At 37.1% G+C, this 26,727-nt stretch carries 22 protein-coding genes; 11 read left to right on the top strand and 11 right to left on the bottom strand.

Annotated features, from left to right (window positions below; all coding sequences use genetic code 11):
* Nucleotides 1–720 precede the first annotated feature (720 nt).
* A complete protein-coding gene (locus tag GQR56_RS12085; protein ID WP_166111773.1) occupies nt 721–1,638 on the top strand; it encodes a diguanylate cyclase in 918 nt (305 codons plus the stop codon).
* A gap of 347 nt (nt 1,639–1,985) precedes the next feature.
* On the opposite strand, the gene GQR56_RS12080 is transcribed toward GQR56_RS12085, so the two are convergent.
* From GQR56_RS12080 to GQR56_RS12070, 3 genes are all read right to left on the bottom strand, one after another.
* Nucleotides 1,986–2,465: a YchJ family protein gene (locus tag GQR56_RS12080; RefSeq protein ID WP_024611563.1), complete on the bottom strand. Its 480-nt coding sequence runs from the start codon at nt 2,463–2,465 to the stop codon at nt 1,986–1,988.
* 38 nt (nt 2,466–2,503) lie between these two features.
* The gene (locus GQR56_RS12075; RefSeq protein WP_024611562.1) at nt 2,504–2,938 is read right to left on the bottom strand and encodes a SulA-like leucine-rich domain-containing protein; all 435 of its coding nucleotides are present in this window, start codon (nt 2,936–2,938) and stop codon (nt 2,504–2,506) included.
* A 297-nt stretch (nt 2,939–3,235) separates the two neighbouring features.
* Nucleotides 3,236–3,700 (bottom strand): sel1 repeat family protein, encoded by a 465-nt coding sequence (locus tag GQR56_RS12070; protein ID WP_166111770.1) that lies wholly within the window; start codon nt 3,698–3,700, stop codon nt 3,236–3,238.
* 114 nt (nt 3,701–3,814) lie between these two features.
* Between GQR56_RS12070 and GQR56_RS12065 the strand changes: the two genes are divergently transcribed.
* A complete protein-coding gene (locus GQR56_RS12065; RefSeq protein ID WP_166111767.1) occupies nt 3,815–5,107 on the top strand; it encodes an NCS2 family permease in 1,293 nt (430 codons plus the stop codon).
* A 71-nt stretch (nt 5,108–5,178) separates the two neighbouring features.
* Here the strand turns inward: GQR56_RS12065 and GQR56_RS12060 are convergent, their stop codons facing one another.
* On the bottom strand, nt 5,179–5,937 hold the full coding sequence (locus tag GQR56_RS12060) for a hypothetical protein (protein ID WP_024611559.1): 759 nt from the start codon (nt 5,935–5,937) through the stop codon (nt 5,179–5,181).
* Between the two features lie 301 nt (nt 5,938–6,238).
* Between GQR56_RS12060 and cysB the strand changes: the two genes are divergently transcribed.
* Nucleotides 6,239–7,216, top strand: coding sequence for an HTH-type transcriptional regulator CysB (gene cysB, locus GQR56_RS12055; protein WP_024611558.1), 978 nt, complete (start codon nt 6,239–6,241; stop codon nt 7,214–7,216).
* Nucleotides 7,217–7,325: 109 nt separating this feature from the next.
* On the opposite strand, the gene GQR56_RS12050 is transcribed toward cysB, so the two are convergent.
* The 3 genes from GQR56_RS12050 to pabB form a co-directional block, all read right to left on the bottom strand.
* Complete coding sequence (locus GQR56_RS12050; RefSeq protein WP_024611557.1) at nt 7,326–8,702, bottom strand: L-serine ammonia-lyase; 1,377 nt, start codon at nt 8,700–8,702, stop codon at nt 7,326–7,328.
* Between the two features lie 102 nt (nt 8,703–8,804).
* Nucleotides 8,805–9,380: a CoA pyrophosphatase gene (locus GQR56_RS12045; RefSeq protein WP_024611556.1), complete on the bottom strand. Its 576-nt coding sequence runs from the start codon at nt 9,378–9,380 to the stop codon at nt 8,805–8,807.
* Between the two features lie 6 nt (nt 9,381–9,386).
* Nucleotides 9,387–10,733, bottom strand: coding sequence for an aminodeoxychorismate synthase component I (pabB, locus tag GQR56_RS12040; protein ID WP_024611555.1), 1,347 nt, complete (start codon nt 10,731–10,733; stop codon nt 9,387–9,389).
* A gap of 155 nt (nt 10,734–10,888) precedes the next feature.
* Here pabB and GQR56_RS12035 point away from each other — a divergent pair, with 155 nt between their 5' ends.
* The 6 genes from GQR56_RS12035 to GQR56_RS12010 all read left to right on the top strand — a co-directional run bounded on the left by GQR56_RS12035 (nt 10,889) and on the right by GQR56_RS12010 (nt 21,853).
* Nucleotides 10,889–12,415 carry a fumarate hydratase gene (locus tag GQR56_RS12035; protein ID WP_007583843.1) on the top strand — a complete coding sequence of 509 codons (1,527 nt, stop codon included), beginning with the start codon at nt 10,889–10,891 and terminating at the stop codon, nt 12,413–12,415.
* 426 nt (nt 12,416–12,841) lie between these two features.
* Complete coding sequence (locus GQR56_RS12030; RefSeq protein ID WP_024611554.1) at nt 12,842–13,882, top strand: Glu/Leu/Phe/Val dehydrogenase; 1,041 nt, start codon at nt 12,842–12,844, stop codon at nt 13,880–13,882.
* 136 nt (nt 13,883–14,018) lie between these two features.
* Nucleotides 14,019–14,666 carry a chloramphenicol acetyltransferase gene (locus tag GQR56_RS12025; RefSeq protein WP_166111882.1) on the top strand — a complete coding sequence of 216 codons (648 nt, stop codon included), beginning with the start codon at nt 14,019–14,021 and terminating at the stop codon, nt 14,664–14,666.
* A gap of 131 nt (nt 14,667–14,797) precedes the next feature.
* Complete coding sequence (locus GQR56_RS12020) at nt 14,798–17,686, top strand: two-component regulator propeller domain-containing protein (RefSeq protein WP_346775765.1); 2,889 nt, start codon at nt 14,798–14,800, stop codon at nt 17,684–17,686.
* A gap of 58 nt (nt 17,687–17,744) precedes the next feature.
* Nucleotides 17,745–18,569 carry a M90 family metallopeptidase gene (locus GQR56_RS12015; protein ID WP_166111764.1) on the top strand — a complete coding sequence of 275 codons (825 nt, stop codon included), beginning with the start codon at nt 17,745–17,747 and terminating at the stop codon, nt 18,567–18,569.
* Between the two features lie 104 nt (nt 18,570–18,673).
* Nucleotides 18,674–21,853, top strand: a complete 3,180-nt coding sequence (locus GQR56_RS12010) for an amidohydrolase family protein (protein ID WP_024611881.1) — start codon at nt 18,674–18,676, stop codon at nt 21,851–21,853.
* Nucleotides 21,854–21,895: 42 nt separating this feature from the next.
* On the opposite strand, the gene GQR56_RS12005 is transcribed toward GQR56_RS12010, so the two are convergent.
* Complete coding sequence (locus GQR56_RS12005; RefSeq protein ID WP_024611882.1) at nt 21,896–22,468, bottom strand: TetR/AcrR family transcriptional regulator; 573 nt, start codon at nt 22,466–22,468, stop codon at nt 21,896–21,898.
* 95 nt (nt 22,469–22,563) lie between these two features.
* Here GQR56_RS12005 and GQR56_RS12000 point away from each other — a divergent pair, with 95 nt between their 5' ends.
* The gene (locus GQR56_RS12000) at nt 22,564–23,040 is read left to right on the top strand and encodes an HPP family protein (protein ID WP_166111761.1); all 477 of its coding nucleotides are present in this window, start codon (nt 22,564–22,566) and stop codon (nt 23,038–23,040) included.
* Nucleotides 23,041–23,070: 30 nt separating this feature from the next.
* Here GQR56_RS12000 and GQR56_RS11995 read toward each other — a convergent pair whose 3' ends face one another.
* Nucleotides 23,071–23,412 carry a hypothetical protein gene (locus tag GQR56_RS11995; protein WP_024611884.1) on the bottom strand — a complete coding sequence of 114 codons (342 nt, stop codon included), beginning with the start codon at nt 23,410–23,412 and terminating at the stop codon, nt 23,071–23,073.
* A gap of 150 nt (nt 23,413–23,562) precedes the next feature.
* On the opposite strand from GQR56_RS11995, the gene GQR56_RS11990 reads away from it, so the two are divergent.
* Entirely contained in the window at nt 23,563–24,315 is a 753-nt protein-coding gene (locus tag GQR56_RS11990) for a Nif3-like dinuclear metal center hexameric protein (RefSeq protein ID WP_166111758.1), read from the top strand.
* 246 nt (nt 24,316–24,561) lie between these two features.
* On the opposite strand, the gene GQR56_RS11985 is transcribed toward GQR56_RS11990, so the two are convergent.
* Complete coding sequence (locus GQR56_RS11985) at nt 24,562–25,326, bottom strand: YdcF family protein (RefSeq protein ID WP_166111755.1); 765 nt, start codon at nt 25,324–25,326, stop codon at nt 24,562–24,564.
* A gap of 54 nt (nt 25,327–25,380) precedes the next feature.
* Complete coding sequence (locus GQR56_RS11980; protein ID WP_024611887.1) at nt 25,381–26,268, bottom strand: LysR family transcriptional regulator; 888 nt, start codon at nt 26,266–26,268, stop codon at nt 25,381–25,383.
* Between the last annotated feature and the right edge of the window lie 459 nt (nt 26,269–26,727).

Here is a 26,727-nt window from a genome sequence, read left to right as displayed (position 1 = left end):
GAATATTTAAAACTAAAGCATTCCTAAAAACTTTTTTGTGCGTATATTTAGTATTTATAAGCAGATCCCTCTGTTATTTATAAACTATAAAAACACCACAAAAAGCTATCTACTCACAAGCTAAATAAGCAATTGTAAATTTAATCTCTTAAAATAAACACTTTTTGTTTTATACGAGTTAATGCGAATCTTATTTAACCAATAAACAAACCTGAGAACATACTGGTGGCTGATATTTAGTTATATACCAAGAATGCCTACGCTGACTTCGTATGTAAGGTGCCTGCGGATAACATCTACTTTTCATTAGAGTTAATAGATCATATTCGTTTATTTGGTTAGCTTACTATTTACCTGAATTCTGGATAGATGAATCTATCTCAAACAGCTATTTTCTATGCTAACAGCGTTAAATTCACTTGCCATCCAGCTATTGGTGCGCAAATTCTCCTTATTATCATTAAAAATTTTTGACTAGAGTAGAATAAATTAAAATATCATTATGATTCAATGCTTTAGTGGCTTTGTTAACTGGGTTCAGGTTATTTAGCTATCGAATTATTAATATTACAGGTTATGTTATTGATTTTTAATGCTTAACTTGTTTTCGTTTAATAGTGTTGTACTAACTAGAAAAAAGTGAAAAGAGTATTACTTACATTTGCATATCTCTAATCAGTATTATAATGTGCGATGAGCGATTAAATAGTTGTTGTACTTATGCCATTAAATTATACAGATAGTGAATTAAAGTTAAGTTTGAAGAGCTCAAGCGTACTTATTGTTGATGATCAATTGTTAAGTGTAATTGTATTAAAAAGAATACTAGCAGAGCACTTTAATATTATCACTGCAAATAGTGGTGAAGAAGCTATCGAAGTATGTAAAATTAATGCACCAGATATAATTTTATTAGATATTACAATGGGCGGTATGAGTGGAATAGAAATGTGCTTAAAACTAAAAACCACACCAGAATCACAAGATATCCCTGTTATTTTTGTTACCTCATTTGAAAACCAAGAAACAGCTTGCTGGGAGGCGGGTGCAGTAGACTTTGTTAAAAAGCCTATTAATCCTGAAACTCTATTCAGAAGAGTACGTGCGCATATTACAATAAAACTTCAGCAAGATTTATTAAGCCAAAAAGTTTATTTTGATGACTTAACAAAAGTATTTAACCGTCGGTATTTTGATGCTCACTTTAAAAAAGTTGAATTAAGTGCATTACGAGAAAAATCTGATTATGCATTATTGCTTATAGATATTGATTATTTTAAACAATACAACGATATTTACGGACATATTCAAGGCGATAATGCTTTAAGGCTGGTTGCACAAACACTCACAAATAGCTTACAAAGACCAAGCGATTTTGTTGCAAGGTATGGCGGTGAGGAATTCATTGTTGTTTTGCCTAATACTAGTAGTGAAGGTGCACTTTGTGTTGCTGAAAAACTTAAGAAAAATATAATTGATCTGGGGATCTTACATAAATATTCAGAGTTTAATTTTTTAACAGTTAGCATTGGCGGTTCTACATTACAGCCACATAGAAATAATAAAAGTACGTTAGATTTAGCTGACAAAAAGCTGTACAAAGCAAAAGACCTGGGTCGAAATCAAGTTTGCTTTTAAAAATCACAGCAAAACATCTAAAACTTTAACCAATAACGATTAGTTTTGTTAGTTTAATTTGGTTAGTTTAAAAATGAAGGTAATGCAAAATATGTGCTTAATTTTAGGTAATCTCATGGGCGGCTAGCTTTTTACACGCCTAAACGTTAAGAATTTGAGCTAGTAGCATACTAAAGGTTTTTTACTGTTCTCCTAGATTGCAAATTTTGTAATATTATAAAATCATCTTATTTTTAAATATAAAAATCAATGAAGTCTAATAACTTGGCTAATCTATTTGTAAAATATATTTAGTTGAAAATAATAAAACCTTATTGTTCAAACTAACCCCAACAAGGCTTACATTTTTATTCAGAATGGCACTTTTTATATTTTTTACCACTGCCGCAAGGGCAATCATCGTTCCTACCCACTTTTATATCAGCAACAGGGTGTATTACCCCATCAAGATAACGCCATTGGCCATCTTCTTTAATAAAATCCGACTTTTCATTTAATTCACAAAAAAGATTTTGATAGAAATAATTCGCTTTAAACTCTACAAATCCCAGATTTTCTTCGTAGCCGGAGTCAATAACAGTTAATTTTATAAAACGACAACTATCTGCAAAGTCTTTAATTTCTTTAACTGGGTTTTCAGCTTGTTTTTCGCTGGCGTAGGTTTGATAAACATATTTTGCATTTTTAAGTACATATGCACTGTAGCGAGATCGCATTAATTGCTCAGGTGTTTGAGCTTGTTGTGTTGCTAAATGAAAAGGCTCACAGCAATCAACATAGCTTTGCTGACTGCCACAAACACAGATTATAGAATTTAGTGAGTTCATAATATTAATATAAAGTATAAAACCCTAGTTTAACAACCTTATTGGGCAAGCGGTATCTCTGTGACTTTGATATTTTTTGTAAAGCAATATAGTTTAGTATTTGTTTTACTTAAATCTAAAGATAAGCTTGTAAGTAGTTGGTTATTAACTATATCAGTCCATGTAATAACAGCTGCAAAATTACCATTATGCAAAGCAGAGTTTAATACGTACTCTAAATTTACTAAATGCTTTTGCCTAATAACAAGTAGCTTACTGGTATCGATTGAGCATGAGTCGAGTAAAGCTTTGCTAGGAACATGATCCGGCGCAATTAATAACGTCCATGCATTCAAGCTATTATATTGGTGCAGCACTTTTAATAACTCAAATGTAGCCGAAATTTCATCCTCTATTTGAATTAAGTTAACACAATCGCTTTTGTTATCTTGCTGATAGCTTTTAACAGTTCTTACGGTAATTGGCTGTAACATGTCTCTCACTCACTGGTTGTATATACAGTATGCGTATACAGTAGTTTATACAGTGCTTGTGTGCAAGTGTTTTTTGCTATTTATTTGTACAGTCATTCATTTTTAGATGTTACTCAACATTATTTTATTTTTTATCATTTGATTTATAAGGCTTATTTTTAGCATCTTTAACTTCATCCAAATTAAAGTAACTATTTATACAGTAGTGCGTTTATTGTAGAGATCAATTTCGCACTTATATTATTTTTTTAAACAGTGGTTTTTTGTACTAAATACGATGAAGGTAATTCATAATGATTATTCAGTACATGGGGTCCTTGGAATTAAATCAGAAAATTGTAATTGGTGAATTTGTTCATATAAGCTTGCAGCATAGCATTGTGCGTCTTTGAAGCGTTTTGTTTCAATATGCTTACGTAAATCAGCTAAAGCGGCAATTGCGGGTTGGTGTTCTTGAGAGCTTGATAAGCTTAACCAAGCTGCAGCATGAAATATACTTTTTGGTACGCCTTGACCTTTAATAAACAATATTCCTAAATAAAATTGCGCTCTATGATCGCCAGACATTGCAGCTAAACGCATCCATTTTGCAGCAAGGGCATGTTGCTTACTCTTTAAATAATAAAGAGCTTTATTTAGCGTCCTTTGTTGATTGTTATCGCTAACCTGCACTGAGTTTATATCGGTTGGTTGCGTTACAAAAAACAGTATATTATCTAACTGTTGCTCTAAATCTTGGTCTTTGGGCATTGTTTTTATCATACTCATTCATTATTTTAGTTACCTCAATAGTTTAGTATACCGCAAGGGAAAATGTCCTTTAAAAGATAATTTTTGTGATAAAATCTTGCCACTTTTTATTATCGTAAGTTTATTATGCTCGAAACCTTATTTAAAATTAATGAAAATGGTTCATCGGTTCGCCGTGAATGTATTGCAGGTGTAACTACATTTATTACAATGGTTTATATTGTATTTGTTAATCCTGCGATGCTAGCTGAAGCGGGAATGGACCAAGGTGCTGCGTTTGTGGCTACTTGCATTGCTGCTGCCATTGGTTGTTTTATTATGGGGCTATGGGCTAATTACCCTTTAGCACTTGCACCAGGAATGGGCTTAAATGCCTTTTTTACGTACGGTGTTGTAATAGGATTAGAGCACACTTGGCAGGCTGCATTAGGTGCTGTGTTTATGTCTGGGTGTATTTTCTTATTTTTAAGCTTATTTAAAGTTAGAGAATGGATTATTAATGCCATCCCCTTGGTTTTAAAACGCGCTATCGCAACAGGAATTGGCGCATTTTTAGCATTAATTGCGCTTAAAAATGCAGGTATTATTGTGTCTAATCCTAAAACTTTAGTTCAATTAGGAGACATAACATCAGCAGGGCCATTACTCGCTATTTTTAGCTTTTTTGTTATTGCGGCTCTTTTATATCGTGATTTTAAAAGCGGTGTTTTAATTAGTATTTTATCAGTAACTTGCATTGCATTAGGTTTAGGGCTAGTTGAATATCATGGGGTAGTTGATATGCCACCTTCTATTCTACCTACTTTTATGCAACTTGATTTTGCTGCGGCATTTGATGTTTCAATGCTGAGTGTTATTTTTGCTTTTTTATTCGTCGATTTATTCGATACTTCAGGCACGTTGGTTGCGGTAACACAAAAAGCAGGATTAGCAGATGAGAAGGGCAATATGCCACGTTTAGGTCGTGCGTTGAGCGCAGATAGTACAGCAACTATTGCAGGTGCAATGCTCGGTACTTCTACGACAACATCTTATATAGAATCGGTTGCTGGTGTGTCTGTGGGCGGACGAACGGGCTTAACGGCTGTCGTTGTTGGCGCTTGCTTTTTATTGATGATGTTTTTTGCACCGCTTGCGCAAATGGTTCCGGCTTATGCTACTGCGGGTGCTATTTTATATGTTGCGGTTTTAATGCTGCAAAACCTAAAGTTTGTTAATTGGGATGATATGACAGATGCTATCCCTGTTACCGTTGTGCTCCTAATGACACCACTAACGTTTTCGATTGCAAACGGTATTGCGCTTGGTTTCATATCATATACGGCTGTTAAAGTGTTGTGTGGTAAGCAAGATCAAATAACGATTAGTGTCTGGATATTAACGGCATTGTTTGTCATGAAATTTGTGTTTTTACCTTAATAAATACTTAGATAGTAAAAAGCCCATATAGGTTTATATGGGCTTTTTTAATATTTAATTTTACAAAGGGGTTACCATTTTTTCTTTGGAGCAAACAGTACATCTAAATCATCTTGCTCTTGTTCGTTTTTCTTTTTAAGTGCACTTGCATTAGATGCTCTAAGCTCAACACTTATGGCTTCTAGGTAACCTTCAACTTCTTGGCGCTTAGCGGTTACATAATCATCAGAATAAGAAACAGCGCTTAATGTTGCATGTGCCTTTTCAAAATATTGTCTTGCAGAGCCAACCATATTCGCTGAACGTGCAGATAAACCACGCTTAATTTGGCTTTCAATGTTTATACGCAGTTGAAGTTTTTCAAGGCGTTTATCTTCGGCTACAAACGTTTGGCTATCTACTCTACCTTTATTATGTTCTGAACGTAAAATAACGCGTAACTTTTTTATGCCTTGTATAAGGCTAACGAGTTGCTTGTCGTTACTTGGTAAAGATAGAGTCTCGTTGTTGTTACCTTGCACAGCATTTGTAAGATGTTCTTTTGCTTCATTTAAACGACTTTTCAGTGCTTTAGAATTAGGTGAGTTAGTCACCATGGTACTTAGTGCTTCGTAAATACGGCGTTGTAAAATACGGATAATATATTCAGATAGCGGAATGTTGGCACTATTCATAAGTGCTTCTTCAGTTTCTTCTATTATCGCTTTTTGTTTTGTGAGTTCTTTACGACGCTCGCTTTCTTGTTTTTCTTTGTGTTGTTGTACAGCACTTACCCAAAGTGCAATCACAATCAGTGCAACTATAAGTACAATTATAATAGAAACGATCATGGTGTAATTCTCGGATTCATAACCTAATTCGTTAATCTTACATTAAAAATATGGTTACAGGATAGTTTTGCACCGATTAACTTTAAAATATGCAAATAAAGCGCTACAACCTTAAGGGATTATAAGATTAAACCGGATAATCATTGCTATCTGAAGCATATTTATTGTGCTAGCCTTAAACTCTAAACATATAAAATACATTAACATTGAACTAAAACTACCTTTAAAGTGAAATAACGCTTGGTTTTAGTGAGTGTAGCCTTTATATATAATATGAATAATAACGTTAAAATATGCAGCCATGAAACTACAACAGCTCAGATATATCGTAGAAGTACAAAATCATAAATTAAATGTTTCAGCAACTGCTGAGAGCTTATTTACCTCGCAACCTGGTATTTCTAAACAAGTACGAATGTTAGAAGATGAGTTAGGTGTGCAAATTTTTGGTCGTAGCGGAAAGCATTTAACGCATGTTACTGGTGCTGGTGAGGATATCATTAACATTTCGCGCGAAATACTTTCTAAAGTAGAAGGTATAAAAGCAGTTGCGAATGAGCATACTTTGCCTGATCAAGGTAAATTGAATATTGCCACTACACATACTCAGGCTCGCTACGCGCTCCCAAATGTTATCCAAGGGTTTATGAAAAAATACCCTGCGGTATCACTGCATATGCACCAAGGCACACCACAACAAATATCTGATGCAGCAGCACGAGGCGATGCTGACTTTGCAATAGCAACAGAAGCTTTGCATTTGTATTCAGATTTAGTCATGTTGCCGTGTTATCACTGGAATCGCAGCATTGTAGTAGCTAAAGACCATCCGTTAGCTAAAAAAGCACATAGTTTAACTGTGGCTGATATTGCTCAGTATCCATTAATTACTTATGTATTTGGTTTTACCGGACGCTCAGAGTTAGATAAAGCATTTAGTGCACACGGGCTTGAGCCGCATATTGTATTTACAGCAACCGATGCTGATGTTATTAAAACATACGTACGATTGGGTTTAGGTGTAGGTGTTGTGGCTTCAATGGCAATAGATCAAGTAAGCGATACAGATTTGGTTTGTATTGATGCAAGTCATTTATTTGAAGCGAGCACAACTAAAATTGGCTTTAGAAAAGGCAGTTTTTTACGTACCTATATGTATGACTTTATTGAGCGTTTTGCGCCGCACTTAACCAAAGAGCGAGTAGAGCGTGCAAGTTTAATGCGTAATCAAGATGACGTAGATAAATTATTTGCAGATATAGAATTACCAGTTAAATAGCTGCTTGAGATAGATGTATTATCTAAAGTTCAGGTTAATTACATTCAACGAATAATAAAAAAGCCGTCTACTTTAAATAGATGGCTTTTTTCTTTTTATAAAGGGCTGACTAACACTCGATAATATTAACAGCTAATCCACCGCGAGCGGTTTCTTTGTATTTAGTTTTCATATCGTTGCCGGTTTCAAGCATGGTTTTAATCACTTTATCAAGAGATACCTTTTGCTCGCCACTGCCACGAATAGCTAAACGCGAAGCGTTAATCGCTTTAATGGCGCCCATTGCATTGCGTTCAATGCATGGCACTTGCACTAAGCCACCAACAGGGTCACACGTTAGACCTAAGTTATGTTCCATACCAATTTCTGCTGCGTTTTCTACTTGTACAACATTACCACCAACAATTTCTGTTAATGCGCCTGCTGCCATAGAACATGCAACGCCAACTTCACCTTGGCAACCTACTTCAGCACCCGAAATAGAGGCATTCTTTTTATATAAAATACCAATAGCCGCAGCCGTTAATAAATAACGTGTTGCTATATCGCGGTCTACTTCTTTTACAAATTTGTGATAGTACATCAGTACAGCAGGTAAAATACCTGCAGCACCGTTGGTGGGGGCGGTAACTACTCGACCACCAGCAGCATTTTCTTCATTTACAGCAAGAGCAAATAAATCAACCCAGTCCATTGCACGAAGAGGGTCGTTACTTACTTCTATATTTAGTTTTAAGTATAAACTCGGTGCACGACGTTTTACTTTTAAGCCACCTGGTAAAATACCTTCGGTTCGAACACCACGGTCAATACAAGCCATCATTACTTGCCAGATATGAAACAACTCATCTTTTACTTCATCTTCAGTGCGTAGTGTCTTTTCGTTTTTCATCATCAAGCTTGATACGCTAAAGCCAGATTCTTTACACATTTCTAGTAGCTCTTTTGCGCTATCGAATGGAAAAGGAGCGGGGTTTTCTTCTCTAATATCGAGGGCAGCTTGTTTTTCGTTTTCAAATTCTTCGTCAGTAACAATAAAACCGCCACCGATAGAGTAATACACTTTACTGTAAACTTTTTCGCCGTTGTTTGAGGCAATAATTTCCATTGCATTAGAATGCTTTGGCAGGGTTTTACGGCGATGAAAAACAATAGCCCCTTGTTTTGGAAACTTTGCTTTGTGTATTTGATTTAAATAAATAACCTGATCATTTTCAATGGTCGCTAAAATATCATCGACTAAATCGGCATCTATAGTTTCAGGATCGTAACCAGCTAAGCCAAGTATGACGGCTTTACCTGAACCATGTCCAACGCCTGTTTGACCTAGCGAGCCATAAAGCTCTACTTTTATATCGGTAACATTTGCTAATAATTGTTTTTCTTGGAGTTCATTAACAAATAAACGTGATGCGCGCATTGGACCAACGGTGTGTGACGACGATGGGCCAATGCCAATGCTAAACATATCAAATGCACTGATCATAATGTGTGTGTCTCTACTTTGTTTCTCAGCACGAGGCTGTTCTTTGAACGGTCGACCATGATAACGTGGAATTGCAATCGTGTAACTACTAATAGCTAAGATTTAAACTGGTAAGGCGAGTTGTTTTGTAAAGTTTTTTATAATGTTTGCCGTAGCACCCCACAGTAGTCCATTAGGCGTTTTAAACCCCTGCAAAATCACTGTTTTTCCAAACCGTTGAAAAGGTAAAGGTTGCCAGTTAGCTTCGTTATTTAAATCTGAGATCGACAACAAAAAGCTGGCTTGTACTTCATTATAGTCATTTTCCCACGTGGTGCCTTTGCTTAGTAAGCCCACGTACGGGCTAATACTAAAACCCGTTAAAGTTGAATACTCTGGTAAGCTGCCTAATACTTTAACGTTACTCGCGGCAATATTTAACTCTTCTTTTAATTCACGAAGTGCTGTGGTGCGAAGAGTAACATCGCTTACTTCAAATTTGCCCCCAGGCAAACAAATCTCCCCAGGGTGATGGTGTAAATAGGTAGGGCGCTTACACAGTAAAATATGGGCATGGTCATTTATATCAATAATAGGCAGCATAACAGCGCTAGCACGCTTTTTACGCGTGTCTTTTAATTGATTTGGCGCAGCCGTAGGGCTTAACAGAAAACGCGCCATAATATGTTCACTATTCAAAGCGACCTACTGTTTTAATAAAGGGAGGATTTTGTTTACTTTATCGTATGTTTCTTGATATTCCAATTCGACTTTAGAATCAGCTACGATTCCGCCGCCTGCCCAACAGTAAATTTGTTGTTGGTGGCATACCAAGGTACGAATAGTAATACTGGTGTCCATATTGCCGCACGCACTTAAATAGCCAATTGAACCGCAGTAAATACTGCGACGATGTGGCTCTAGTTCTTCAATTATTTGCATCGCTCTTATTTTAGGTGCGCCAGTAATAGAGCCGCCCGGAAAAGCCGCCTGAAGCTGATCGACCGCTGTTTTTCCTTCATCAAGTTCTGAGGTTACTGTGCTCACTAAATGATGCACTGCCGGAAAGCTTTCGATAGCAAAAAGGGAAGGGACCTGAACACTTCCAGGCTTTGCTACTTTGCCTAAATCGTTACGCAGTAAATCAACAATCATGACATTTTCAGCGCGATCTTTTGCTGATGCAGCGAGTATTTGTGCTTGACATTGATCCTCTAACGCATCCGCTTTTCGTGGCAGTGTGCCTTTAATCGGTTTGGTTTCTACAACGTTATTATTTACAGATATAAAGCGCTCAGGGGAGATTGATAAAATAGCCCCTTGAGGGTGATTTATAAAGCTTGAAAACGGCGCTTTATTAGCCTCACGCAGTTTAATATAAGCTGCCCAAGGGGAGCCTTCAAACTGAGCGTTAAAGCGCTGCGCTAAATTAATTTGGTAACAATCGCCACTTTTTAAATACTCCTCAATTTGGGCAAATTTTGCAGCATACGCATCTTTACTCATGTTTGAGTGCCAATCAGTACTCAATTTGAAGTTTAAGTTAGTTATTGGTGCATCTAAATACTGCTCATAAAGCCTGAGGCGATTAACGTTTGGCTGCGATACATAAAACCAGCTTTGTTGTTGTTTATCGTAAATAAGGGCATCTAAATAAAGGCCAATAGCCATTTGAGGAAGATTAATATCTTCGATAGCATTAGTGGGAATGTTTTCAATTGTACGGCCTAGGTCGTAGCCAAAGTAACCAAGCCAACCGCCGTTAAAGGGTAAATCGTAATCGGCTTTTGTTTTATCAAGAAGTGCAAGTTCACTATTCATTATTTCAAAACAGCTTTTACAGCTTTGTTGATCATTTAGAAAACTTTTGTTGTTTTGAACTTCAAGCGTTTTTGTAGGTTCGATAGCTATAATATCAAAGCGACTATTTACATGGTCACTATTGGCAGAATCGAGCAATATGGCATAAGGAAGGTGTGCAAAATGTGCAAATACATCAATACAGCTTTGCTTTATGGCTAATTTAATACAATTATTTTTATTGTTTAGCATTTACTACCCCTTTAAGAACTGGCTCGAAACGGGCTGGGAGGGTATCATAAGTCAAATTTTTTGGCAGCACTAAGCTGCAAAAAACAGTGCAAACCACCGTCACCGGTTTGATTTAGTTTACGCGACAACGCGTAACGGTAACTTAAGGAACCACTATGAGTACAATTTGTCAGCAAGATTTTATTGATAGCATTGAAGATGCATTACAATATATTTCGTTCTATCACCCACTTGATTTTGTTCAAGCACTCGAGAAAGCCTACAACAAAGAACAAAGTAAAGCGGCTAAAGACGCCATTGCACAAATTTTAATTAACTCACGCATGTCGGCTGAAGGCAAGCGTCCACTTTGCCAAGATACCGGTATTATTACCTGTTTTGTTAAAGTAGGTATGGATGTTAAGTGGGATAAAACAGATTTAACCGTTCAACAAATGGTTGATGAAGGTACTCGTCGTGCATATTTGAATCCAGATAATCCTTTACGTGCATCTATTGTTGCAGACCCTGCGGGCACGCGTAAAAACACGAAAGATAATACGCCTTCGGTTGTACATATTGATTTAGTGGCTGGTGGTAAAGTAGAAGTAATGGTTGCGGCTAAAGGCGGCGGCTCTGAAAACAAAAGTAAAATGGTTATGTTAAACCCGTCAGATGATGTTGCTGAATGGGTAGAAAAAACATTACCGACAATGGGTGCTGGTTGGTGTCCGCCAGGCATGCTAGGTATAGGTATTGGTGGTACGGCTGAAAAAGCGGCAGTAATGGCTAAAGAGTCGTTAATGGACCCAGTTGATATCCATGAGTTAATGGAACGCGGTGCAGAAACAACAGAAGAAAAACTACGTTTAGAAATTTTTGACCGTGCTAATAAATTAGGTATTGGTGCACAAGGGTTAGGCGGTTTAACAACGGTTGTTGACGTTAAAATTAAAACAGCACCAACGCATGCGGCTTCAAAACCTGTAGTAATGATCCCTAACTGCGCAGCAACTCGTCATGTACATTTTACGCTTGATGGTTCTGGTCCTGCTAATTTAAAAGCACCTAAACTAGAGGATTGGCCACAAGTTACATTTGAAGTGGGCGAAGGCACACGTCGTGTTGACTTAAATACACTGACCAAAAAAGATGTTCAAGAATGGAAAATGGGCGAAACCGTTTTACTTTCAGGCACTATTTTAACGGGTCGTGATGCAGCGCATAAACGTCTACAAGATATGATCAACTCAGGCGAAGGTTTACCAAAAGGCGTAGACTTTGATAATAAATTTATTTATTACGTTGGACCAGTAGATGCGGTACGTGATGAAGCGGTAGGTCCTGCAGGCCCTACAACAGCTACTCGCATGGATAAATTCACCGATATGATGCTAGAAAAAACAGGCATTGTAGGCATGATTGGTAAAGCTGAACGTGGACCTGCAACTGTTGAGTCTATTAAAGAGCATAAATCTGTTTATTTAATGGCCGTAGGCGGTGCGGCTTACTTAGTATCTAAAGCAATTAAAAAAGCACGCGTAGTTGCTTTTGAAGATTTAGGTATGGAAGCTATTTATGAATTTGAAGTAGAAGATATGCCAGTGACCGTTGCAGTAGACAGTGAAGGCGCTAATGCGCATACACAAGGTCCTGCGATCTGGAAAGCTAAAATAGAAGAGCTTGATAGCAAACTAAAATAACGTAAGTTATGCTTTTAAAAGCGAGCCTAGTGCTCGCTTTTTTGTTTTTTAAATAGAGCCATTACCAATCTTACAGCTCTGACCAGTTTGCGAAAAAGCTCACTTTTTACTGAAAACCTATAGGCAGCAGTACGTGGCGGGCAAGTAGCACTTGTATATTAAACTTTACATGCAACAGCTGCATTACGTTCACGTAAACGTAAGTTGGTGTGGTTGTTCTATTTATAGTTTTTAAAACTTACAAATGGCGGTTTTGTGAATTTTTTATCTATATAAAAGTTTTAATTAGGTTATTTAATTTAAGCTTGATGTTTTCATTGGTTTTATCTTCTGTGAGTATAGCGAACTCGAATATGAAGTGATAAAGTCTCGGCAATTTCCAGCGCGCATACCCTCTCACGGGTTAACTATTTCGGAGTATTTTAAGTGGCTGTGTTTAATCGAGTTGAATTTGATAACCACGAACAAGTGGTTTTTTGTTCTGATGAAGAGTCGGGTTTAAAAGCAATTATTGCTGTACATAACACTAAGCTAGGTCCTGCTGTTGGCGGATGTAGAATGTGGGATTATGCGAACGACGAAGATGCGGTTTATGACGTACTGCGCTTATCGAAGGGCATGACTTATAAAAACGCAGTAGCACGCTTACCATTTGGTGGCGGCAAATCTGTAATTATAGGCAATGCGAAAGAAATTAAATCGGAACAATTATTTCGTGCATTTGGTCGTCAATTAGAGCGATTAAATGGCAGCTATTACTCAGCCGAAGATGTAAATATTACCTGTGCTGATGTTGCACTTATGAATAAAGAAACTAATTACGTACTTGGACTTGAAGGCAAAAGTGGTAATCCATCACCATTTACAGCATACGGTACTTTTTTAGGAATTAAAGCCGCGTTACAACATCAACGTGGTCATCAAAACTTTGCAGGTATAAAAGTAGCCGTTCAAGGTTTAGGTGCTGTTGCCTATGGTTTATGTAAACATTTAGCCGATGCTGGCGCTGAGTTGTTTGTAACAGATATTAACCAAGTAGCTATTGACCGTGTTGTTAATGAGTTTGGCGCAACTGCGGTTGGCATTGATGAAATTTACGACTTAGATGTTGATGTATATGCACCTTGTGCATTAGGTGCAACTGTTAACGATTTAACTATACCGCGTTTAAAGGCAACTATTATTGCGGGTTGTGCTAACAATCAGTTAGCTGAATCTCGCCACGGTGAAGTTATTCGTGAAAAAGGCATTTTATATGCTCCAGATTACGTAATTAACGCCGGTGGTATTATTAACGTTTATTACGAAACAGCACCAGAAGGTTACAGTAGCGATGCTTCAAATAAGCATGTTGAAGGTATTTTTAAAACGTTAACTGAAATCTTTGCTCGAAGCGAAAAAGAGCAAAAATCTACGCATTTAATTGCTGACGAATTAGCACAAGAGATCATTAAAAACGGTCTATAAATTTAAGCTGAAATGCAATAAAGGTGTGCAATTGCACACCTTTTGTTTATCTGTAAGTTAATGCAATTATTATTGAACAGCGGTACAATTTATTTTTAATTTTGTGCGGCAAATTATGACTTCTTCAACTTCTCTTATGCAGCCTATCGACTTCGATAATTGGCCTCGAAAGCAACATTTTGAATTATTTAAAAACTTCTCTCAGCCTTATTTTAATGTGTGTGTACGTTTAGATATTCAAACGCTATACGATTATTGTAAAACCAATCAAATTTCTTTTTTTCAAGCGTATGTGTATTGCACCTTAAAAGCTTGCTATGCATATGAACCAATAATGTTACGTATAAATAATAGTAAGCCATGTTTACTTAATACTGTGCGTGCCAGTGTGGTTGAACTTGCCAAAAACGATACGTTTATATTTAGTTATTTTAATTATAAAAACACGTTCAAAGAGTTTACTGTTCATGCAGAGCAGGTGGGTGAAAAAGCGAAGTCGCAACCGCTTTTTTCTGATGCGTTTGCCCAAACCGAAGGACAAGCAGATTTAATTCATATATCAGTTTTGCCATGGTTAAATTTTAGCGCATTTTCGCATGCATTTAGTGACGATCAAAGTTTAGGGATCCCCAAATTTGTGTTTGGTCAGTATGATAAACATACAGGAACGATACCTTTAGCAATTGATGTGCATCATTCATTAATGGATGGATTGCACGTAGCAAAGTTTATAAACACGCTTCAAACTACATTTAATGACTTTTGTAACGATTTGTTAATGTAATAGAAGTAAGCCCTGTGGTAATATTTCCAGTTATTCAAAAGTTTAGGTTTAGATGTAATTACGTTTAGTTACATTGGTGTCTAGTCTGTATCGCTAATTTATTAGTTAAAAAATAATTATAAAGGCTGTTTATGATGAAATGTTTAGGCATTTTATGTTCTTTGTTCGTCATATTTGTTTGTGAAGCACAAGAGCAAACGCGTTTACCGCTTAGCGATTACTTTTCTGAGACATGGAATACACGCTCAGGTTTACCTCATAATAGTATTAATAGCGTTGCTCAAACTCAAGATGGTTATTTGTGGATAGCGACTTGGGAAGGGCTAGCGCGCTTTAATGGTCAAGAATTTAAATTGTTTACTCGCTCCGAGATAAACAACCTTCCCGATTCTGGTTTACGTACACTTACACCTACAGATGATGGTGACTTATATATAGCCGGCTCAAGAGGGGGGGTCAGCCTATATCATAACCGTCTTTGGGATACCCAATTTTCGGCAGCCGGTATGGTTAACCATTTATTTAAAAGCAAAGATAACGCATTGTGGCTTGCACTTGAAAACGATGGCGTATTTTATCGTGCAGCGAATAGTAAAAAAGACATTTCGATAATAAAAAATGTGAGCGCTTATAGAATAATCGAAGATGCTAGTAATATTATATGGGCAGCAACAAGCGACGGTCTTTATAAAATTACAGATAAACATGCCACTTTAGTTACCCCTGAATATGGACTCCCTAATTCTCCTGTTTATAACTTACTTATTACGAGAGATGGACAGTTATTGATTGGCAGTGAAAAAGGAGCTTACATTTTAAATAATGAACACTTTGAGCCTGTTGACCCTCAACTAAGTACTGAATCTATTTCTAGTTTGTTGGAAGATGATCATGGTGATTTATGGTTTGGTACTATAAACAAAGGCGTATTTAGACTTAGCCCTGATGGCTTAGAGCAACTAGATTCTGAAAATGGGTTACCTGCTAACCGTATATTATCCATGCTACAAGACCGAGAAAATAGTATTTGGATAGGCACTAACGCAGGCTTGTTTAGATTAAGAGAAGCCCCGTTTTCATATTGGACTAAAAAAAGAGGGTTAGCTGGAGATTACGTCCGAACCGTATTATCGCATTCAGATGGCAGCTTATGGATTGGAAGTAGCACTGGGCTTAATCGTCTTAATAAAAATAAGATAACTAGTTTCACTGATATTAATAAAGACTCATCTTATTCAGTACTTAGTTTGCTTGAAGGCAAAAATGGTGAGGTTTTATTAGGAACTTACACCTCAGGCGTATTAAAAGTTGAGAACGGAGTTATTACGCCTTATTTAAATCGTGATAATGGTTTGGGCAGCAATGAAGTAAGAACGCTGCTCCTTGATTCAAAAAATCGTTTATGGATTGGTACTGCCTCTGGGCTTACTCGTGTAGAAGAAGATGGCACGTTAGTGCAATTTACTAATAAAGCAGAGCTGCCAAGTGGCTTTGTTATGGCATTGAGTGAGGATAATCAAGGCAATATATGGGTAGGAACAGGCATTGGTGTTGTTGTATTTGATATAATCACTGAGAAATTTACTACATTAAGTTTTCCTAAAAGTTTTGCTGCTGAGTATGCGTTTGGCTTTTATATAGATAAAGATTATATGTGGATGGCTACCGATCGAGGATTAGTACGCTACACATACACAACAGGCGAAATGGCTATATTAGGACGTGAGCAAGGCCTACCCGTAGATAAGTTATTTCAGGTAGTCGCTACCGAAAAATCCTTTTGGTTATCGAGTAATCGCGGCATTATTCAAATAGAAAAAAAACAGATTCAATACATTCTTAATACAGATGCAGAAAAAAAAGTGATTCCATTAGAGTATCAGCTTTATGATGAGGGTGATGGTATGCTCAGTGCTCAAGCTAATGGGGGCTCAACGCCCTCTGCTACAGCACATAATGATGGGACGCTTTGGTTTGCAACCGCAAAGGGCGTGAGCTCAGTTAAACCAGCTCGTTTACAGGCATCTACTCAAGTTTCGTTGCCCACTATTATTGAAAGCTTTTATGTTGATGGTAAACCAACCGCTTTACCATTAGATGGTGAATCGGTGTTATTGCCGCCGGGAGTATCTCGGTTATCTTTTCAGTATGCTGGGTTGAGTTTTATTATGCCTCAGCGATTAAACTTTCAGACTCGATTAGAGGGGTTTAATAACAAGTGGGTTAATCGACAACATAGTACTACAGCGGAATACACTAATTTACCGGCTGGTAGGTACACCTTTATGGTTCGTGCAGGTTATCCAAACGCAAAGTGGCAACAAAATCACAAAGTAATTAGTTTTGTTATTCAAGCACATTTTTGGCAAAAAATGAGTTTTAAATTATTTGTGTTTTTTATACTTACCTTAACCGTTTACGCTATTTATAAGTATCGTTTGTACCATTATAAACAGGTAGAAATAAAACTAATTAGCCGAGTTGAAAGCCAAACTCAAGACTTACAAAAGCAAGCTGATGCTTTTGCTTACCAAGCAACTCACGATCAATTAACCGATATGCCAAATAGGCGTGCATTTGATAGCTGGCTTGCTAAAAACTTTGCATCATTTAAAACTCAAAATAAACCACTCGCTATTGCAATAATGGATATTGATCACTTTAAACGTATTAATGATGGTTGGTCGCATATTGTTGGGGATAAAGTAATTTGTACGATAGCCCGAATTCTTAAAACAAATAGTGAAGGTGAGCAAGAAATTGCTCGTTGGGGCGGCGAAGAGTTTACACTGTTATTTCCGGGTAAAACGGCTTTTGAGGCACGCGTTATTTGCGAGCAACTTCGAGAAAATATCAGTAATAACGATTTTTCAACGGTAGCTCAAAACCTTAATGTAACGGTAAGTTTTGGTATTTCAGATTCAATTGGTATTAATGACTACGACCGATTACTATCGCGGGCAGATCAAGCACTATACAAAGCTAAAAATAGTGGTCGAAATCGCACTGAAATTATTTGATTGAAAAATGCCCTCTGCGGACATATTTATATAGAACACTTTGGCTTAGGATGCCCTCATGATAAATGGACTGTTAATTTTTATTTTAATTCTTTTCGTCGTTGTTTTTTGGCGCTGGCCATCAATTCAAACTCGACTATGGCGTAAAAAATATAGAGACTTTGCTTTAAATTCACAGCAAAAAGATATTTTATTACGCTGCATGCCTATTTATAAAAAAATGACAGATGCCGATAGAGAAAAGTTAGAGCGTCATATAACGTGGTTTTTAAATGAAAAACGCTTTGTTGGCTGTGATGGCTTAAAGCTTACACCGGCAATGAAATTGATTGTTGCTGCTGATGCGTGTGTACTGGTTTTAAATAAACCGTGGCCACTTTATAAAAATGTAAAAGAAATTTTATTATATCCAAGTGCTTATTACGCGCCGCAATCAACTCGCGATAGTGCAGGGCTTGTGAGTTACCATAATACAGTGCGGTTAGGCGAATCTTGGCCTGGGGGTACGCTTGTACTAAGTTGGCACGATGTGCTTGAAGGAAATCGCTTGCCTAGTGATGGGCATAATTTGGTTTTTCACGAATTTGCACATCAACTCGATCAAGAAACAGGTAAAACCACAGGCACACCACTTTTAAAAAGCTCAGCAGATTACAAAGAATGGGGGCGAGTATTTAGTCGTGCGTTTACGCAGTTAAAAAGCCATGTTGCCTATAGCATGCCGCATGTTATTCACAGTTATGGTGCAACTAATGAAGCGGAGTTTTTTGCTGTGCTCACCGAGACCTTTATTGAAAAACCAGCTGAACTTCGACGCTACGATCCTGAAATTTATAGTATGTTGGTTAATTACTATCAATTTGACCCTATTGTTTGGCATTAAACTTAATAAACTGCGCTTTATCATATAATGCTGGCAAGTCTCGCTTGTTTTTGTTGCAATCATGTAAAATAGTTTTACCTGCAACAATAACAAGCGAGAAACGCATGAAAAAAATGCTTCATACAGTATTGGCACTATCTGTGTCATTAGCAGTAGGGCAAGTGAATGCCACAGAAGAAGATGAACAAAAATGGCAAGTAGATTCACCTAAAGGGCAGTTTGTAGATGCTGCTATAAGTGTTGAGCAAGGCACTTGGATGAATATTGATATTAGCCCCGATGGTAAAACCGTTGTGTTTGACTTACTTGGCGATATTTACACCATGGCGATGAGTGGCGGTACAGCGACAAAACTTACATCCGATATTGCATGGCAAATGCAGCCCCGTTTTAGCCCAGATGGAAAACATATTGCGTTTACCTCAGATCAAGGTGGTGGCGATAACATTTGGATAATGGACTTAAAAGGTGAAAACCAAACAGCCGTTACCGACGAAACCTTTCGTTTATTAAATAGCCCTGCATGGAGCCCCGATGGTGATTATTTAGTTGCTCGTAAACACTTTACGGCTAGTCGTTCACTTGGTGCAGGTGAAGTATGGCTTTACCATAAAGCGGGTGGCAAAGGAGTACAACTTACTAAACGTGAGAACGATCAAAAAGATTTAGGTGAGCCTATGTTTTCGCCTGATGGTCGTTATGTATACTTTTCACATGATGCGACACCTGGTAAAACATTTCATTATTCAAAGGATTCTGTAGCAGGTATTTATAAAATTAAACGCTACGACCGTGAAACAGGTGAAATTGAAACCGTGATTGATGGCATGGGCGGCGCAATAAGACCAACACCGTCTCCTGATGGTAAAAAACTTGCTTATATAAAACGTGATGATTTTCAAACTAGCCTGTATTTATACGATTTAACCAGCGGTGAGCACACTAAGCTTTACGATAAGCTTGAACGTGATATGCAAGAAACATGGGCTATTCACGGGGTTTATCCAACCATTGCATGGACACCAGATAATGAAGAACTGGTATTTTGGGCTGGTGGAACAATTCATAAGCTAGATGTTGAAGACAAATCTGTAAAAACCATTCCTTTTAAAGTACAAACTACTAAAAAAATCCAAAAAGCAGTCCGTTTTACACAAAACTTAGATACCGATGAGTTTGAAGTAAAAATGTTGCGTAATGTGCAAGTAAGCCCAGATGGAAAAACCGCAATTTTTGAAGCGCTTGGGCACATTTATAAGCGTGATTTAGAATCAGGAAAAATTAAGCGTTTAACAAAGCAAACTGATCATTATGAATTATTCCCGCAGTACTCCCGCGATGGTAAAAAAATAGTTTACACCACATGGGACGATAACAAACAAGGGTCAGTGAGAGTTGTGTCTGCACGCAGAGGTCGTGGCGATACAATTACTAAAGAGCCTGGCAAGTACGTAGAGCCAACGTTTAGTCCAGACGGTAAAACAGTTGTTTACCGAAAAGCGACAGGTGGCAGTATTTTAAACCCTAAATGGTCACTCAATCCGGGGGTTTATAGTGTAAGCGTTAAAGGCGGTAAAAGTGAGCTTATTTCAAAAAGTGGTTATCAACCACAATTTGGTGCAGCGAATGATCGTGTTTATATAATGAGCCCTTGGCCAAAGCCAACATTGAGCGTAGTGGAGCTTGAAAGTAAAAAAGTTCGTAAATTATATGAATCAGAACATGCTACTGAATTTAGAATATCGCCAGATGGGCAGTACTTAGCTTTTGCTGAGCGCTTTAAAGTGTATGTAACGCCACTTGTTGAAAGCGGTAAAATAATTAATATTGGTCCTAAAGACAGCCAATTTCCCATAGAGCAGCTATCGGTACGTGCTGGTGAAAATATTAGTTGGAGCGCTAAAAGTAACAAACTTTACTGGACATTAGGTCCTGAACTTTATCATGCAAGCCTTGACGGTATGTTTGCTATTAACAGCGCAGACGATAGCGATTTTAAAGTTAAGAGTGGCGAAAGCATTGGCTTTAGTAAAAAAATGGCTGAGCCAAAAGGTATGATTGCGCTTACTGGCGCAAAAATTATTACTATGGATGGCGAAAAAGTTATTGAAAATGGTGTAATTATAACTGATGGCAAGCATATTAAAGCAATCGGCGCAGCCAATGATATAAGCATTCCTAAAGATGCTGAGGTTATTGATGTAACAGGTAAAACAATAATGCCTGGTATTGTTGATGCTCATGCACATGGCTCGCAAGCAAGTGATGAAATTATACCTGAGCAAAACTGGAAAAATTTTGCAGGCTTAGCATTGGGTGTAACTACAATTCACGATCCATCAAACGATACCTCAGAAATATTTACAGCAAGTGAAATGCAAAAAGCTGGCATGATTGTCGGCCCACGTATTTTCTCAACGGGCACTATTTTATATGGAGCTAATATGCCAGGTTATACTTCGCATATTGACTCGTTAGATGATGCTAAATTTCACTTAGAGCGTCTAAAAAAAGTAGGTGCGTTTAGTGTTAAGTCGTATAACCAGCCTCGCCGTGAGCAGCGCCAACAAGTTATCGAAGCAGGTCGTGAGCTTGAAATGATGGTAGTACCAGAAGGCGGCTCATTATTACAACATAATCTAAGTATGATTGTTGATGGGCATACAGGTATTGAGCATTCAATCCCTGTAGAGCACATATACGACGATATAAAACAGTTATGGTCGCAAAGTGATGTAGGTTACACACCTACGCTTGTAGTGGCTTATGGTGGCATTTGGGGTGAAAATTACTGGTACGATAAAACCGATGTATGGAATCATCCGCGTTTAAGTAAATTTGTGCCTAAAAACCAATTATTACCGCGTTCTATGCGCCGAGTTAAAGCGCCCGATCATCACTATAACCACTTTAATAACGCACGAGTTGCTGCTGAACTGCAAGACTTAGGTGTTCTGGTTAACTTAGGTGCACACGGTCAGCGTGAAGGATTAGGTGCACACTGGGAAATGTGGATGTTTGCACAAGGCGGTATGACATCACTTGAAGCTATACGTGCATCGACAATTGATCCGGCTAAGTATTTAGGGCTTGATAAAAACGTAGGATCACTTGAAGTTGGCAAGCTTGCTGATTTAATGGTTATTGATGGCGATCCACTTAAAAACATTCGTGATTCAGACAAAATCGATTACACCATGATCAATGGTCGATTATTCAATGCCGAAACAATGAATGAAGTAGGTAAAAAAGAACGCCAACCACTTTACTTCGAAAAGTTATAATTTATTTTTAATCTTTTTAAAAGCGGCTATTAGCCGCTTTTTTTAGCTTTGTATTATGTGTTTTAGCAAAGTAACGTTTGGAATAATAATAGGTTGAATATGCATTACACGCGCTTGGCATATTAACCCTTCTTTAAGAGTTAGTAAGGTGTGTGCAATTTCTAATGCTTTAGCTTTATTACTTTTAAGTTCAGGTGTAGCGAGTAAAGCGACTAAAATTATGTCTAATATAGTCTGTTTATGTTGTATACACTGCTTTGCTATAGGGTGTTCAGCGATTGGGTATTCAGCAGCGGTATTTATAAAAAAACAGCCATGAAAATTTCCAAGCTCAGGTACTTTGTTGGCAAACCATAGCTCTAACCCTGCAAATATTGAAGTGGCTATCTCTAAAGCATGAGGTTTATCACAGCGTTTTTTAAACCATTTATTAAAACGCTCATCTCTTTTAGTTAAACATGCACAAATTAACTCATCTTTGCTAATAAAATGATTATAGAGTGTTTTTTTAGCTACTTTAGATACCGTTAAAATTTCATTAATACCAACTGCGTGCAAGCCCTTGGCGTAAAACAAATTAAGTGCGGTATCTATAATATGTTCTTGTTTAGTCATTTACTCTCCTAGAAAACAAATATTGACATGAGTAGACCGAATTGTCTACCCTACATAGGTAGACAGCTCTGTCTACTTTTGAGGGGGAGGTTAAAGTGAATTCAATTGATATTAAATCAGCCTGTTTTGCCGGCATTTTTTCTGCATTAGTACTGGGCTTTTTAGCATGGTTAAGCAATGTTGGAGATTATGGGTTGTGGTTAATGGCACCATTTGGTGCAACGGCGGTACTTGTATTTGGTATTTCGGATAGTCCATTAGCACAGCCAAAAAATGTAATTGTTGGCCATTTGATTACAGCGTTTGTAGGAGTTGTATTTGTAACTTATATTGGCGATAGTAGCGTATCAATTGCATTGGCTGTTGGGATTGCAATTACACTGATGATGCTAACAAAAACAGTGCATCCAGCAGCGGGTGCTAATCCAATTTTAATTATTGTATCGGGACAGAGTTGGGATTTTTTGATCATGCCTGTATTAGTCGGTACGGTGTTTATTGTTATTTGTGGTTTTGCGGCAAAATGGCTTCTGACTTTTTCAATAAGTAACAAACATAAAAAAACCGCTTAACGCGGTTTTTTTAAAGTCACAGTGAGTTGATTAAACAACACCGCGCGGTAAGCGGCAGTCGTGATCTTTACGTGCTAATTCAACAATCCAAGACTCCTCAGCTGTGTAACCTTCTTTGTTTTCGGTAACAACAGTGAATGGCGCTTTTTTCTGTGTTTTAGCTGGTGCAGCTGCTTTAGTTTTTTTCGTTTTAGCCGTTTTACCAGAATTTAACTTTTTAGTTAATTCTGCTACGTCAGCTAGGCGTAAATTTTTACCGCCATCAATGCTATACCAGCCTGGTTTAGTTGTGATTTCAGGTTTTTTACCATTGGCAGTTTCGTACGCTGCTTCAAAGGCAGATAACACTTCTGTTTTGTCTAGTTTGCTCATCAGAGACCCTATACGTTGTTAACACAGATAAAGAAGCCGTATTTATACCTATTTTAGAATAGTTTTTCAATTTTTTGCGATTTTCCTTTCATTTTAATCATTAAAACGCCAAAATTTGTACAAAATTCAGTGTTAAGTAAGGTAAGTTGTATGCAACGTCGAGAATTTGACCAACTTCTAAATGGTATTTTAAAACCCCACACAATTAAAGATTTTTGCCCGAATGGCTTACAAGTTGAAGGCAAAAACGAGATAAAAAAAATAGTTACAGGTGTAACAGCAAGCCAAGCATTGATTGATGCTGCAATTGAGCAAAAAGCAGATGCTATTTTGGTTCATCATGGCTATTTTTGGAAAGGTGAAACGCAACAAATTACAGGAATGAAAAAACGTCGTATAGGTGCGCTATTAGCAAATGATATTAATTTATTTGGCTATCATCTACCGCTCGATGTTCATCCTGAAATTGGTAATAACGCACAACTTGCAAAGTTATTAGATATTGAAATTGAAGCAGGGCTTGAGCCTGTTGCGAATAGTGTGGCGATGAAAGGGCGTTTAAAAACCCCTTTAAGTGGAGAGGAGTTTGCGAACAAAATTGCAAAAGTACTTAATCGTATACCACTCACAAGTTTAGTGCGCTCAGCTAAAATTGAAACAATTGCATTATGCACAGGTGGCGGGCAAGGCTATATTGATCTTGCTGCAGAGCAAGGTATTGATGCGTATTTAACGGGTGAAGCATCGGAGCAAACAATTCATAGCTCTCGAGAGCAAAATATTGATTTTTTTGCAGCTGGACATCATGCAACTGAGCGTTATGGGATTAAAGCCTTGGGCGAGTTACTTGCCCAAGAACATGGCTTTGACGTGACATTTATAGATATAGATAACCCAGTTTAATACTAATTAGCAAAGGTATTTAATACCAATCGGCATGAGTACTTAAATAATTTAACGAATTAAATCTCCAGATAACACCGTTAAAAATTTTCATTTAGAACAACTGGATATAAAATTTTTTAACTTGTTATAGTGCAATTCTTTTATCGTTAAATAGAACCCATATTTAAGCAGATTGGTATAAACGGGTTAATTTATTCATGGATCTAGTATTTAAGTCTATTAAAGTAATTAAATTAATAAAAACTAAAGCGCTTCTGGGTCTATCCAGCGGCGTATGCTTATCCAAGCATTCCCTATTATTTCGTGGCTGTATTGTGTAACCACAAATAATGCATGAGCATTAGGGATAAATTGTTTATGCCACGGTAGAGCTGCAAAGTTATGATAATCGGTTGCTGCGGTTATTACTTCAACACCTTGAGCATTAAATAAGTCTTTGGCACGAGGCATATGCAGTACAGATGTAACTAATGCAACGTTATAGTCGACTAATTTTGGTGCCAATAATTTTGCTTCCTCAGCAGTATCAGTAGCGCTCGCATTTTGAGCGAGCCGATTTTTATTAACCCCTAACGTAATTGCTGTTTTATACATTAGTTCGCTATTAGTTATATTTTCGTGCCCTGCACCAGACACAATAAGTTGTGCATTAGGGTAATGCTTTGCAAGTTTTACCCCTTCAACTAAACGTGTAAGTGCACAATTACCAAGTTGGTTATTTGCGCTTAGGGACGGGTTTGGATTTATGTCGCATCCTAGTACCACTATTTTATCTATTTTAGGGTGCTTTAATGAGTTAAAAGCGAGTGAAGGGGACTCGTTATTTTTTAAAATTAAATTAGCAACAAAAGGAGTACTTAGTAAAAGTAAAATAAGTATACTTAAAGAAGATAAAAACAGTGCTGATTTTGAACCTTTAAGCGCAAAGAAAATCGCAATAAATGCGAGTAGACCAAATAGAGGGAGTGGCATTAATAAGCCGCCGAGTAATTTTTTAAAAACAAGCATAATGAGTAATATAAAAAGCTAAGTTAGTGTTTATATTACTCATAAGCTAAGTGTTTATCGACCGTTATTTAACTTACAGGTATTTAAAAAGTGGCGGTAAACAGGGTTATCTTTCATATCTTTTTTCATTGCCAAATACATTGGGCGTGTTAACCCAAGTGCTCCCAAAGGAATAGATTTAATTAAGCCTTGGCTTTCATAAGGTGTAACAAGCCAATCAGGTAATGCAGCAACTCCCATTCCAGCACTAACAAGCTGAAAAATAAGTAGCCCTTGATCAACTGTTTTTAACGTACCATCGAAGCGTGCATTTTGGATAAAGTGTTTAAAAATATCTTGGCGTTCACGTGGTATTGGATACGAAATAATAGTTTCGTTTTTTAAATCAAGCGCTGTTACATACGCTTTTTTAGCTAAATCGTGATCTGGAGCCACAATCAGTTTAAGTTTAAAGTCGAATAAATGCGCATATTCTAATTTGTCTGGCTCACGTATATCAGATGTTAAAACTAAATCTAGTTCGTCATTTAACAAATCAGGAATAGCGTCGTAGCTAAAACCACGCTCGTAATCAATTTTTATGTCAGGCCAAAAGTTATTAAATTCTTTAATAGTAGGAAGTAACCAATGAAAACATGCATGGCACTCAACACTCAAACGAAGTTGAGAGATTGGCTGATTTAAACTTTCTTTTAATCGGCACTTTGTTGCTTCTACTTTTGGTAATATTTCGTTAGCAAGCTCGAGTAATAACATTCCTTGTGGGGTAAATCGTACCGGCTGAGTTTTACGCTCAAATAGTTGGCAATCCAGTTTATTCTCTAGATCTTTGATTTGATGCGATAAAGCTGATTGCGTTAAAAACAGCTCTCGTGCTGTATTAACCAAAGATCCAGTTTCTTTTAGGGTAGCAATAGTTTTTAAGTGTTTAAGACCAATCATCTTTAAAAATTCTCATGGTAAAAGTGAGTTCAGCTCAGATTAACTACATACTACGCTTTTACAAAAAACGTTTCAACGTCTAGATGGCTAAAATTTAGGGTGTTTATCGTTATTTAGCACTTAAACATTAAGTTTATTAATTATGTAAATTACTTTTCGACTGACTTGATAAGTTGTAGGTGAGTTTACTTCATGTTAAATCAGAAAATATATTAATTGCGTGGCGAAATGCATCTACATAAATTTTAGCCACCAAAACAGGTTGAAAGGTATAGGTAATAGCAAAGTTAGTGAAATAAAATTATTTAAGTTGAACTCCTGTTACTTAATACAAGGAAAGTTAATTAGGTTGGAAAGTCTAAGTATTATTCATAGGTTGGATCTTAAGGAATAAAACTTGAAAACATGCTCTGAATTTGATCTGATAGTAATCGCCAAACCACTATCTATCCCAAAAGC

Source organism: Pseudoalteromonas sp. Z9A5, from assembly GCF_011378875.1.
Taxonomy (GTDB): domain Bacteria; phylum Pseudomonadota; class Gammaproteobacteria; order Enterobacterales; family Alteromonadaceae; genus Pseudoalteromonas.
Note: the sequence above shows the minus strand (reverse complement) of the source record. Positions and strands in the feature narration are given on the sequence as shown.